General features: G+C 65.6%; 8 protein-coding genes. 3 read left to right on the forward strand and 5 right to left on the reverse strand.

Annotation, left to right across the window (positions count from 1 at the left end; translation table 11 throughout):
- Positions 1 to 26: 26 nt before the first annotated feature.
- Positions 27 to 929: an EamA family transporter gene (locus FJ959_RS10455; RefSeq protein WP_140630052.1), complete on the reverse strand. Its 903-nt coding sequence runs from the start codon at positions 927 to 929 to the stop codon at positions 27 to 29.
- A gap of 199 nt (positions 930 to 1,128) precedes the next feature.
- Here FJ959_RS10455 and FJ959_RS10460 point away from each other — a divergent pair, with 199 nt between their 5' ends.
- Together FJ959_RS10460 and FJ959_RS10465 are read left to right on the forward strand one after the other, a co-directional pair.
- A complete protein-coding gene (locus FJ959_RS10460; RefSeq protein ID WP_140512976.1) occupies positions 1,129 to 2,121 on the forward strand; it encodes an adenosine kinase in 993 nt (330 codons plus the stop codon).
- A gap of 474 nt (positions 2,122 to 2,595) precedes the next feature.
- Positions 2,596 to 3,297 carry a hypothetical protein gene (locus tag FJ959_RS10465; protein WP_140630055.1) on the forward strand — a complete coding sequence of 234 codons (702 nt, stop codon included), beginning with the start codon at positions 2,596 to 2,598 and terminating at the stop codon, positions 3,295 to 3,297.
- A gap of 42 nt (positions 3,298 to 3,339) precedes the next feature.
- On the opposite strand, the gene FJ959_RS10470 is transcribed toward FJ959_RS10465, so the two are convergent.
- Positions 3,340 to 5,619 (reverse strand): NADP-dependent malic enzyme, encoded by a 2,280-nt coding sequence (locus FJ959_RS10470; RefSeq protein ID WP_140497115.1) that lies wholly within the window; start codon positions 5,617 to 5,619, stop codon positions 3,340 to 3,342.
- Between the two features lie 217 nt (positions 5,620 to 5,836).
- On the opposite strand from FJ959_RS10470, the gene mutS reads away from it, so the two are divergent.
- Positions 5,837 to 8,599, forward strand: a complete 2,763-nt coding sequence (gene mutS / locus FJ959_RS10475; RefSeq protein WP_140630057.1) for a DNA mismatch repair protein MutS — start codon at positions 5,837 to 5,839, stop codon at positions 8,597 to 8,599.
- A gap of 84 nt (positions 8,600 to 8,683) precedes the next feature.
- Here the strand turns inward: mutS and FJ959_RS10480 are convergent, their stop codons facing one another.
- From FJ959_RS10480 to FJ959_RS10490, 3 genes are all read right to left on the reverse strand, one after another.
- Entirely contained in the window at positions 8,684 to 9,529 is an 846-nt protein-coding gene (locus tag FJ959_RS10480; RefSeq protein WP_140630060.1) for an aldo/keto reductase, read from the reverse strand.
- A gap of 78 nt (positions 9,530 to 9,607) precedes the next feature.
- On the reverse strand, positions 9,608 to 10,000 hold the full coding sequence (locus FJ959_RS10485) for a DUF305 domain-containing protein (RefSeq protein ID WP_140512966.1): 393 nt from the start codon (positions 9,998 to 10,000) through the stop codon (positions 9,608 to 9,610).
- A 43-nt stretch (positions 10,001 to 10,043) separates the two neighbouring features.
- A complete protein-coding gene (locus tag FJ959_RS10490; RefSeq protein WP_140630063.1) occupies positions 10,044 to 12,548 on the reverse strand; it encodes a heavy metal translocating P-type ATPase in 2,505 nt (834 codons plus the stop codon).
- Positions 12,549 to 12,651 lie beyond the last annotated feature (103 nt).

Consider the following 12,651-nt stretch of genomic DNA (forward strand, 5'->3'; position numbering starts at 1 on the left):
TGGTCTGAGGCGATTGCCCTGTCTGCCTATTGTGCGAGCGCCGGCTTGCGGGTGGGAATGGTCATGGCCGCGACGCCGGCGACGACGAAGGCCATGCCGAGCCAGGCCGTCGAACCCAGGCTTTCGCCAAGGAAAACGGCGCCGATGCCGACGCCGATCGGCACGCGCAGATAGGCCTGCGAGGTCGTGCCGACCGAGCCCAGCGTGTGGATCAGGCGGAAATAGATGACGAAGGCCAGCGCGGTCGAAAACACCGACAGGCCGAGCAAGGCCAGGATCGACGCCGTCGACGGCGCGAGCGTCCAGGGCTGGTCGACGGCGAGGCTGAGCGGCACCAGGATAACGGCGCCGCAAAGCATTGAGCCGGCGGCGGGCAGCATCGGGTCGAGGCCCTTGAAGCCTCGGCCGAAGATCGCCGCCCCCGCATAGCAGACCGTTGCAAGGACGATGGCAAGCTGCGCCCAGAGTTCATGGCCGAGGCCGCCCAGCGCCTGTGTGCCCACGATGAGGCAGATGCCGGCAATGCCGGCGCCGACGCCGATCAGTTTGCGCAGCGTCACCGGTTCGTGGCGGGTGATGAGCGCCGTCAGAAGGAAGGTGAAGATAGGCGACGTCGCGTTGAGGATGGTGGCGAGGCCGGCATCCACCGAGCGCTCGGCGGCGGCGATCAGGGTGAACGGGATGACGCTGTTGAGGCACGCCTGGAAAGCAAAGCGGCGCCAGCTCGCCGCATCGGCCGGCATGGCGAGCCCGCGCCAGCGGATGATGGCGAACAGGATCGCGCCCGCGATCAAGGTGCGGGCGGCGATGAACGTCACCGGCGGGATCGTCTCGACGCCGATCTTGATGAAGGTGTAGGAGGCGCCCCAAAGCACCGCCAGGAGGGCGAGCAGCGCCAGATCGGTGTTCATGTCGTTTCTTTCAGGCATGGGCTTGCCGCCTTCGGGCCGGGATCGAACGGCCCTTTTTAGGCAAAGCCGCGGTGAAATGCTTCGGCCACGACCGAATTGTCGTAGCTCCTGGGCGTCACGCGATATGAACATGGCCTAGGCAAACCGGTTGCAAATCGCTAGACCCGCGCCCGGCCGGCATGGCAAGAAGCCGGCGCGGATTTTGGCGGAGACATTGATGCCGGACTATGACGTGCTTTGCATCGGCAATGCGATTGTCGACATCATCGCCCAGTGCGAAGAGGAATTCCTGGAGACCAATGGCATCATCAAGGGCGCGATGAACCTCATCGACACGCACCGCGCCGAGCTACTCTACAGCCGCATGGGCCCGGCGATCGAGGCGTCCGGTGGCAGCGCGGGCAACACGGCGGCCGGCGTTGCCTCCTTCGGCGGCCGCGCCGCCTTCTTCGGCAAGGTTTCCAACGATGCTTTGGGCGAAATCTATGCCCACGACATCCACGCCCAGGGCGTCGCCTTCGACACCAAGCCGCTTCAGGGCGAGCCGCCGACGGCGCGCTCGATGATTTTCGTCACCCCCGACGGCGAGCGCTCTATGAACACCTATCTCGGCGCCTGCGTCGAGCTCGGGCCGGAGGATGTCGAGGCCGACAAGGCGTCGGGCGCCAAGATTACCTATTTCGAGGGCTATCTGTGGGATCCGCCGCGCGCCAAGGAGGCGATCCGGCAGACGGCCAAGCTGGCGCACGCGGCGGGCCGCGAAGTGTCGATGACCTTGTCGGATTCGTTCTGCGTCGACCGCTACCGCGACGAGTTCCTCGAGCTGATGCGCTCGGGCACCGTGGACATCGTCTTCGCCAACAGCCACGAGATCAAGTCGCTCTACCAGACCTCGTCCTTCGACGAGGCGCTGGCCCAGATCCGCAAGGACTGCAAGGTCGCCGCCGTGACGCGTTCGGAAAAAGGCTCCGTCATCGCGCGCGGCGACGAGACCGTCGTCATCCAGGCGACCGCCATCAAGGAGCTGGTCGACACGACGGGCGCCGGCGACCTCTATGCCGCGGGTTTCCTGCATGGCTATACCCAGGGCCGCGACCTCAAGACCTGCGGCGATCTCGGCTCACTGGCGGCCGGCCTGGTGATCCAGCAGATCGGGCCGAGGCCAAGGCAGAATCTGCGTCGCGAGGCCGAGCTGGCGGGGCTGCTGTAGGGGGGCGGTGAAGCTGCCGATCTCCCCCCTCGTGGGGGAGATGGCCGGCAGGCCAGAGGGGGGGGGCGCTGTCCCGCTGGCATATCCAGGGTTCTACACTGCCGCCAAGCCCGAAATGAACGGCATGAGCGTACTGTCATGTCGGGGCGCCAGTTCGAAGAGTATGGGCACGCGGAAGGGAACCACCGCAACCTAGCGATCCTTCGCGCGCCCCTCTGCCCTGCCGGGCATCTCCCCCACGAGGGGGGAGATCGGCAGCTTCACCGTCGCGCGGCTGTCACACATCGCACCTACACGCAATCTGGGCGCCCTTTGACTGACATTTGGGCGCCCTCAACCAGTTGGGGTGCCAAGATGCAAGAAAGCAAGCTGTCGGCGGCCGGATTTGTTGCCGCCGCGATTTCCGCTTTCCACATTAGAAATTCAGCAACGGGCGCAGTCGGGGAGGAGCGCTCGCGGCCCGAAGACAGATGCATGAACAGATTTCACATAACCGGTCTTAAACAAGACGACTTCGCGGACATGGTCGCGGAGAAGGTCGAGCGGGCGCTCGCCCACTATGACGAGGCCATCAACAAACCCACCATGGTCTCGGTTGGCAAGATCGCCGGCAGCATAGCGTCAGCCGTCACCTTGCTATCGCCGACGCATCAGCGCGCCATCGATGCCATTCATGCCGACCTTCCGGGGCTGGCGTCGAAATTCGTGCGTGCGCTGGCCGTGGAAGCCGCGCGCCGCAGCGAAGCCGGCACCGCGGGCGCCACAAATCCATCGGCGGGTTTCGACGGCCCCGCCTCCCCGCTTCCGCGCACCCAGTCCGACGATCTCGAATCAATGCTGATCGAAGACTGGGCCGGGCGGGTCGCCGGTTCGACCTATCTGGAGGAACACCTGCGCATTGCCCGCTCGACCCTGCACCGCTGGCAAAGGCGGGGCGAGGTGGTCGCCTTGCGCAAGGGCGGCCGCAAGCACGTCTTCCCGCTGGCGCAGTTCGTGGACGGCAGGCCGGTGGCGGGCATTCGAGACGTGCTGTCGTTGATCGGCAATCCGAGGCTGGCATGGCTGTGGCTGACCCGCCCCTCGGCGCTGCTCGACGAGCGCATTCCCATCGACCTGCTGCGGCAAGACCAGGTCAAGGAGGTCGTCGAGGCGGCGCGGGTGTTTTCCGCGGGTTAAGCAGATCCGCCGCAGCTTTCGCATCCGACGCGCGGACCTTCCTCAGGTCCCCGCCGTGTAGGCCGCGATCGCCGCCATGTTGACGATATCGCTGTCCTTGGCGTTCAGCGAGACGATCTGCACCGGCTTGTTCAGCCCGACCAGCAGCGGGCCGATGACCGTCGAGCCGCCGAGCTCCTGCAGCATCTTGGTGGAGATCGAGGCGGAGTGGAAGGCCGGCATGATCAGCACATTGGCCGGGCCGGTCAGCCTCATGAACGGGTATTGCGCCATGGCACGGGCGTTGAGCGCGACGTCGGCGGCCATCTCGCCGTCATACTCGAAATCGACGCGGCGCTTGTCGAGGATGCGCACGGCTTCCTGGATGCGCTCGGAGCGCTCGCCGTGGGGATGGCCGAAGGTGGAATAGGCGAGCATGGCGAGCCTCGGCTCATAGCCCATGCGGCGGGCAAAGCCTGCCGCTTCCTCCGCGATATCGGCGATCTGCTCGGCGTTCGGCATGTCGTGCACGGCGGTGTCGGCGACGATCACGGTGCGGCCACGTGCCAAAACGATCGACACGCCGATGACGCGGTGGCCGGGCTTGGCGTCGATGACGCGCCTGACATCGTCGAGCGCGGTGGAATAATTGCGGGTGACGCCGGTGACGATGCCGTCGGCATCCCCCAGCGCCACCATGCAGGCGGCGAAATGGTTGCGGTCGTTGTTGATCAGGCGCTGGCAGTCGCGGAACAGGAAGCCTTTGCGCTGCATGCGCTCGTAGAGATAATCGGTATAGACCGAATTGCGGCGCGACAGGCGAGCATTGATGATCTCCAGCCCCTGCTTGTCGAGGTCGATGCCGGCGTGCCTGGCGTTCTCCTTGATGACGTCGTCACGGCCGAGCAGGATGGCGGTGCCGAGCCGCTGGTTCACATAGGAGACGGCGGCGCGCATCACCTGCTCCTCCTCGCCCTCGGCGAAGACGATGCGCTTGGGCTGGCGGCGCACACGGTCGTAAATGCGCTGCAAGGTCGAGGCGATCGGATCACGGCGGGCCGACAGCTCCTGCGCGTAGCGGTCGAGATCGAGGATCGGCTTGCGGGCGACGCCAGAATCCATCGCCGCCCTGGCGACGGCCAGCGGAATGGCCGAGATCAGGCGCGGATCGAACGGCACCGGGATGATGTAGTTGGGGCCGAATTTCGGCCGGTTGCCCTGGTAGGCTGCGGCGACGTCGTCGGGCACGTCCTTGCGTGCCAGGTCGGCAAGCGCACGCGCGGCGGCGATCTTCATGTCGTCATTGATGGTGGTGGCCCGCACATCCAGCGCGCCGCGGAAAATATAGGGGAAGCCGAGCACGTTGTTGACCTGATTGGGATAATCCGAACGCCCGGTCGCCATGATGGCGTCGGTGCGGATCTCCGCCACTTCCTCGGGCGTGATCTCGGGATCGGGGTTGGCCATGGCGAAGATGATCGGGTTCTTGGCCATGGAACGCACCATGGCGGTGGTCAGCGCGCCCTTGGCGGAAAGGCCGAGGAACACGTCGGCGCCGTCCAGCGCCTCGGCCAGCGACCGCGCGTCGGTCTTGACCGCATGCGCCGACTTCCACTGGTTCATGCCTTCGGTGCGGCCCTGGAAGACCACGCCCTTGGTGTCGCACAGGATGATGTTTTCGGGCGCAAAGCCCATCGCCTTCATCAGCTCGATACAGGCGATGCCGGCCGCACCGGCGCCGTTGCAGACCATCCTGGTGGTCTTCATGTCGCGGCCGGTGATCTCCAGCGCGTTGATCAGGCCGGCGGCCGAGATGATGGCGGTGCCGTGCTGGTCGTCGTGGAAGACCGGGATGTCCATCAGCTCGCGCAACCGCTGCTCGATGATGAAGCATTCCGGCGCCTTGATGTCCTCCAGGTTGATGCCGCCGAAGGAGGGCCCAAGGAAGCGCACGCAGTTGATGAACTCGTCGGCGTCCTCGGTGTCGACCTCGAGGTCGATGGAATCGACGTCGGCGAAGCGCTTGAACAGCACCGCCTTTCCCTCCATGACCGGCTTGGAGGCCAGCGCGCCGAGATTGCCCAAGCCCAGGATCGCGGTGCCGTTGGAGATGACGGCGACCATGTTGCCGCGCGACGTGTAGTCGAAGGCGCGGCTGGGATCCTCCGCGATGGCCAGTACCGGCACGGCGACGCCAGGCGAATAGGCGAGGCTCAAATCGCGCTGCGTGGCCATCGGCTTGGTGGCGACGATCTCGAGCTTGCCGGGCCGCCCCATGGCGTGGAATTCGAGCGCTTCCTGCGCGCTGACGGACGGACCGCTGTTTTCGGTTTTCCTTGCCATGATGCTTTTGATTTCCTCGCCATGCGGCACCTCCTTGAGGCGGGTGCCTTGTGTGATTCCGAATTAAGACTACGCGCCGCCGCGTGTAAACCGCCAAGCGTTACCGAACTGGCGTCGGAAGGACGCATGGCGTTCAATGGTGGTTGATCTCCGTTCTTCCCCTGCTTTTCCAATGGCCGGCATTAAACCCCGCCGCCACATCTGCTAGCGTGAGCGCATGAACATGCACATTCAAAACGAACCGGACGCTCCCGAGGCGATCACGCCGGCAGCCGCTGGCGGCGTCACGCCGATGATGGAGCAGTTCATCGAGATCAAGGCGGCGAACCCGGATTCGCTGCTGTTCTACCGGATGGGCGATTTCTACGAGCTGTTCTTCGAGGATGCGGAGAAGGCGAGCCGGGCGCTCGGCATCGTGCTGACCAAGCGCGGCAAGCATCAGGGCCACGACATCCCGATGTGCGGCGTGCCGGTGCATGCGGCGGACGACTATCTGCAGAAACTGATCGCGCAGGGTTTCCGCGTCGCCGTCTGCGAGCAGATCGAGGATCCGGCCGAAGCCAAGAAGCGCGGCTCCAAATCGGTGGTGCGCCGCGATGTGGTGCGGCTGGTGACGCCTGGCACCATCACCGAGGACAAATTGCTGGCGCCGTCGGAATCGAGTTTCCTGATGGCGCTGGGACGGGTGAAGGGCAGCAGCGATGCAAGAGGCGGGGAGCGCGGCGGCGCGACCGGGAACCAGGGGAGCTTTGCCCTGGCCTGGATCGACATTTCGACCGGCGCTTTCCGGGTCACAGACACCACCGCAGACCGGCTGCTCGCCGACATCTTCCGCGTCGATCCGCGCGAACTGATCGTCGCCGATCCGGTGTTCCACGATCCCGAATTGCGACCGGTATTCGACATGCTCGGCCGCGTCGCCAACCCGCAGCCGCCGAGCCTGTTCGATTCGGCCTGGGCGGCCGCGCGCATCGCCCGCTTCTTCGAGGTGGCGACACCGGACAGCTTTGGTGCGTTTTCCCGTGCCGAGCTGTCGGCGATCTCGGGCGCCATCGCCTATGTCGAAAAGACGCAGAAGGCCGAGCGGCCGCCGCTGTCGCGCCCCGAGCGCGAGGAGGCCGGCTCGACCCTGTTCATCGACCCGGCGACGCGCGGCAACCTGGAACTCCTGCGCACGCTGTCGGGCAGCCGTGAAGGCTCATTGTTCAAGGCGATCGACCGCACGGTGACCGGCGGCGGCGCCAGGCTGCTCGCCGACCGGCTGATGGCGCCGCTGACCGATCCGGCGGCAATTGCCGCGCGGCTGGATTCGGTGTCGTTCTTCCGTTCCGAGACGCGGCTTTGCCAGACCGTGCGGGCGAGCCTGAAGAGCGTCGCCGACATGCCGCGCGCGTTGTCGCGGCTGGCGCTCAACCGCGGCGGCCCGCGCGACCTCGGCGCGCTGCGCGCCGGCTTCGAGGCGGCCGGCGCGATCGCGGAGGTCTTTGCCGCGACCGCCCTGCCCCAGGAATTGGCGGCGGCGCTCGCCGCCATCCGGGCGCTGCCGCACGCGCTTGCCGGGCATCTGACGCAGGCACTTGGCGAGGAACTGCCGCTGCTGAAGCGCGACGGCGGCTTCATCCGAGGCGGCTACAACGCCGAGCTCGACGAGATGCGGGCGCTGCGCGACGAGTCGCGAAAAGTGATCGCCGGGCTGGAGCGTTCGCTGATCGAGGAGACCGGCATTCGGTCCCTGAAGATCCGGCACAACAATGTGCTCGGCTACTACATCGAGGTGACCGCCAACCATCACGCCGTGATGACCGGCAGCGATGGCGCCAAGGCGCGCTTCATCCACCGCCAGACCATGGCCAACGCCATGCGCTTCACCACGACGGAGCTGGCGGAGCTGGAAACAAAGATCGCCAATGCCGCCGACCGGGCGCTGAGCATCGAGCTTGCCGCCTTCGATGCGCTGACGGCGGAAGCGGTCGGCGAAGCGGAGAAGATCCGCGCCGGGGCCGATGCGCTCGCCGTGCTGGACGTGTCGGCGGCGCTCGCGCTTTTGTCGGAAAGCGAGGCCTGGTGCCGGCCGCTGGTCGATGCCAGCCTTGCCTTCGAGATTTCGGGTGGGCGCCATCCCGTGGTCGAACAGGCGCTGCGGCGCTCGGGCGAAGGGCCGTTCGTGGCCAATGACTGCGACCTGTCGCCGGAGGGCAGCGCCAAGAACGGCGCGATCTGGCTGCTGACCGGCCCCAATATGGGCGGTAAATCGACATTCCTGCGGCAGAACGCGCTGATCGCCATCCTGGCCCAGACCGGCTCTTTCGTGCCGGCGACATCGGCTCATATCGGCGTCGTCGACCGCCTCTTTTCCCGCGTCGGCGCCTCGGACGATCTGGCGCGCGGCCGATCGACCTTCATGGTCGAGATGGTCGAGACGGCGGCGATCCTCAACCAGGCCGGCGAACGGGCGCTGGTAATCCTCGACGAGATCGGCCGCGGCACCGCCACGTTCGACGGCCTGTCGATCGCCTGGGCCGCGGTGGAATATCTGCACGAGAAGAACCGCTGCCGGGCGATCTTCGCCACGCATTTCCACGAAATGACCTCGCTTGCCGGCAAGCTGGCGCGGCTCCACAACGTCACCATGCGGGTCAAGGAATGGGAGAACGACGTCGTCTTCCTGCACGAGGTCGGCAAGGGCGCGGCCGACCGCTCCTACGGCGTCCAGGTGGCGCGGCTGGCCGGCCTGCCGGAGGCGGTGGTGGACCGTGCCAAGGAAGTGCTGCACCAGCTCGAGGAAGGCGAGGTTTCGGGCAAGACCAACCGGCTGGTCGACGACCTGCCGCTGTTTTCAGTGGCGGTGAAGCGGGAAGCGCAGAAGCCGGTCAAGAGCGATGCGCTGGGCGTCGCACTCAGTGACATCAATCCCGATGAGATGACGCCGAGGGAAGCGCTGGAAGCGCTTTATCGGTTGAAGGGGTTGGCGGGGATGTAAATTGAACCTGCTGGCATGGCGGTATCGCCGAAACCGCCAATCTCCCCCCTCGAGGGGGGAGATTGGCAGCTTCACCGACAACGCTCAGATCATCTCCAGCCCGCGTTTGCGGCTCGGCGGCGGGAAGGCGCGGTCGAGGTCGGCGAGGTCTTCGCGCGTAAGCTCGATGTCGAGTGTCGCGACATTCTGGCGGACATGGTCCTGGCTGCTGGCCTTGGGAATGGCGATGACGCCATCCTGGTGCATCACCCAGGCCAGTGCGATTTGTGCCGCGGTCGCACCGTGGCGGTCTGCGACCGCGTCTAAACTGGCATTGCGCGCCAAGGCGCCCTGCTCGACCGGCGAATAGGCCATAAGAGGAATTCCGCGTTTCCGGTTCCAGGGCGCCAGATCGAACTCAAGGCCGCGCCGGACCAGATTGTAGAGCACCTGGTTGGTCTGGACGTTGCCGCCGTCGGGCAGGCCGACCAGCTCTTCCATCTCCCCGGTGTCGAAATTGCTGACGCCCCAGTGGCGGATCTTGCCGGCTTTCTTCAGCGCCTCGAAAGCTTCGACGGTTTCGGCCAGGGGCACGCTGCCCGGCCAATGCAGCAGATAAAGATCGATACGGTCGGTCGCGAGGCGCTTCAGGCTGTTTTCGCAGGCGCGCTGCGCACCGGCGCGCGAGGCGTTGGACGGCAGCACCTTCGAGACCAGGAAGACCTCGGCACGCTGCCCGGCAATGGCTTCGGCCACCACCTCCTCGGCGCCGCCGCTGGCGTACATTTCGGCGGTGTCGATCAGCTTGACGCCGAGATCGAGACCAAGCTTGAGGGCATTCACCTCCTCCGCGCGACGGCGCGAATCCTCGCCCATTTTCCAGGTGCCCTGGCCGAGAACGGGGATGACTTCGCCGCAGGGCAGCGTGGTGGTTCTGACGCTCGATGGCATGGCAGGCTCCAGTTGAGACGGGATCGCATCACAGGCCGGACGAGAAATTCAGAGGCGTTCTCGCCGAGCCGCGAAAGCTTACTTCACCGGATGGGCGGCGAGCCAGTCCTGCATCTGCTTGATCTCGGCTTCCTGCGCCGCGATGACCGCCTCTGCCAGCTTGCGGATCTCGGGGTCCTTGCCGTTGGCGAGTTCGACCCTGGCCATGTCGATGGCGCCCTGGTGGTGAGGGATCATGCCGCGGACGAAATCGACGTCGGCATCGCCGGTGTATTTGGAGGCCATCATGTCGGCGTGCATCTTGTCCATCGCCGCCTTGTAGCCTGCGGTCGATGGGCCTTCCGCCCCCGTAGCCATGCCGGCCATGTCGTGCTTCATCTCTTCGCTCTGTGCGGGAACGCTTTCGAGGAAGACGGCAACCAGCATTCCAGCCGCCATCAGCAGCAGCACGATTTTCTTGGCCAAGGTCATTGATGGTCTCCTGTTGATCGGGTTTCGTATTTGGGGGATCGGCTCAAAGTTTCAATGTCCTCAGCCGCAACGCATTGGCGATCACTGAAACCGAGGACAGGCTCATCGCCGCCGCCGCCAGCATCGGCGACAACAGCGTGCCGGTCAGCGGATAGAGCACGCCGGCCGCGACCGGCACGCCAAGCACATTGTAGAGGAAGGCGAAGAACAGGTTCTGCCTGATATTGCGGATGGTCGCCTGCGCCAGTGTGCGGGCACGCACGATGCCGTTGAGGTCGCCCTTGACCAAAGTGATGCCGGCGCTTTCGACGGCGACATCGGCGCCGGTGCCCATGGCGATACCGACATCGGCGGCGGCCAAGGCCGGTGCGTCGTTGACGCCGTCGCCGGCCATGGCGACGCCGGCGCCCTTGCCGCGCAATTCCTCGACCAGCGCGCCCTTCTGTTCCGGCAACAGGCCGGCGCGGACTTCGTCGATGCCGAGACTCCTGGCGATCGCGTTTGCCGTGCGCTCATTGTCGCCGGTCGCCATGATGATCCTCAAGCCGCTGTCGTGCAGGGCCTTGATCGCCTCGGCGGTGGTCGCCTTGACCGGATCGGCGACGGCCACGATGCCGGCCAATTTCCTGTCCACGACGACGAACATCGCCGTCTTGCCATCGCCTTGTAGCGCTTCGGCCGCGGCCGAAACGGTGGACACGTCGGCACCGAGATCACGCATCATCGCGGCGTTGCCGAGCGCTACATTCCTGCCCGAAACGGCACCGGAAACACCCTTGCCGGTGACCGCCTCGAAGCCATTGGCTTCGGCGACCCTTACACCGCGGGTCGCGGCGCCTTCGACAATAGCCTCGGCCAGGGGATGCTCCGAGCCCTTCTCCAGGCTCGCGGCGAGGCCCAGCAATTCCTCCTCCGAAAACCCATCGGCCGCCACGACATCCGTCAGTTTCGGCCGGCCTTCGGTCAGTGTCCCCGTCTTGTCGACGATCAGCGTATCGACGGAAGCGAAGCGTTCGAGCGCGGCGGCCTCCTTGATCAGCACGCCGGCGTGGGCGCCACGTCCGGTGGCGGTCATGATCGACATCGGCGTGGCGAGGCCGAGTGCGCAGGGACAGGCAATGATCAACACCGAGACCGCCGAGACGATGGCGAAGATCAGGCTGGGCGTGGGCCCAAAGATCGCCCAGGCGACAAAGGCAGCGATGGCGACCAGAACGACAGCCGGGACGAAGTAGAAGGAAACGCGATCGGCCAACCCTTGTATCGGCGCGCGCGAGCGTTGCGCCTTGGCGACCAGCTCGACGATGCGCGAGAGCGTGGTCTCGGCGCCGATCCGCTCGGCGCGCATGATCAGCGAGCCATTCTTGTTGAGCGTGCCGCCGGTGAGGGCATCCCCTTCGGCCTTCTCGACCGGCAACGGTTCGCCGGTGATCATCGATTCATCGATGGAAGAGCGGCCTTCGAGCACGGTACCGTCGACCGGCACGGCATCGCCGGGCCGGATGCGCAGGCGCTCGCCGGCCTTGACGCTGTCCAGCGGCACATCGCTCTCGGAACCGTCCTCTCCTATGCGGCGGGCGGTCTTGGGCGCAAGGTCGAGCAGGGCGCGGATCGCCGAGCCGGTCTTTTCGCGGGCGCGCAGTTCCAGCACCTGGCCGAGAAAGACCAGCGCGACGATGACGGCTGCGGCCTCGAAATAGACCGGCACCGCCCCGCCATGGCCGCGGAACTGATGCGGAAAAATGTCCGGGAACAGCGTCGCGACGACGCTGTAGAGATAGGCCGCACCGACGCCGAGCGAAATCAGCGTCCACATGTTCGGGCTGCGGTTGCGGATCGAGTCCCAGCCGCGATGAAAGAACGGAAATGCGGCCCAAAGCACGACCGGGCTCGCGAGCGCCAGCTCGATCCAGACTTTTGTCCGGTCATCGACCAGCTTCTCGAACGACAGACCGATCATCGGCGCCATGGCGACGATGAGAAGGGGCACCGAGAGCACCGCACTGACCCAGAACCGCCTGGTGAAATCGACCAGTTCGGGATTTGGCCCCTCGTCACCGGTCGGAACGCCCATCGGCTCGAGAGCCATGCCGCAGATCGGGCAGGAGCCGGGCTTGTCACGGATGATCTCGGGATGCATCGGGCAAGTGTATTGCGTGCCCTTCGGCATCGCTTCCGGCGCCGGTCTGTCGCCGAGATAGGTTTGCGGCGCCGCCTCGAATTTCGACTTGCAGCCGGCGGAGCAGAAATAGAAGCCCTGGCCGTCATGGCGCAGAAAATGCTTTGCCGTGGCGCGGTCCACGCTCATGCCGCAGACGGGGTCGGTGGCGGTCAGGTATGTTTCCGGCTTGGCCCGGAATTTCGAACGGCAGCTTTCGCTGCAGAAATGATAGAGACGGCCAGCATGCTGCGATGTCGGCTTGCCGGCGGCTGGATCGACGGTCATGCCGCAGACCGGATCGCGTGTGACGGCGCCCGCATCCACGGCCGCACCTTTTGCCGCGCAGCAACCACCATGCGCGTGATGATCGTGATCTGAATGCGTCATTTCGAATGCCTCTATCAAACTGCTTCGAGCCGGAGGTAGTCCTTCCAGTAACTGGAAGGTCAAGGACTGGCTTGAATTTTATTGTCGCGGGTGTCCCGCACCA

Origin of the sequence: Mesorhizobium sp. B2-2-4 (assembly GCF_006442375.1) — a bacterium.
Classification (GTDB): domain Bacteria; phylum Pseudomonadota; class Alphaproteobacteria; order Rhizobiales; family Rhizobiaceae; genus Mesorhizobium.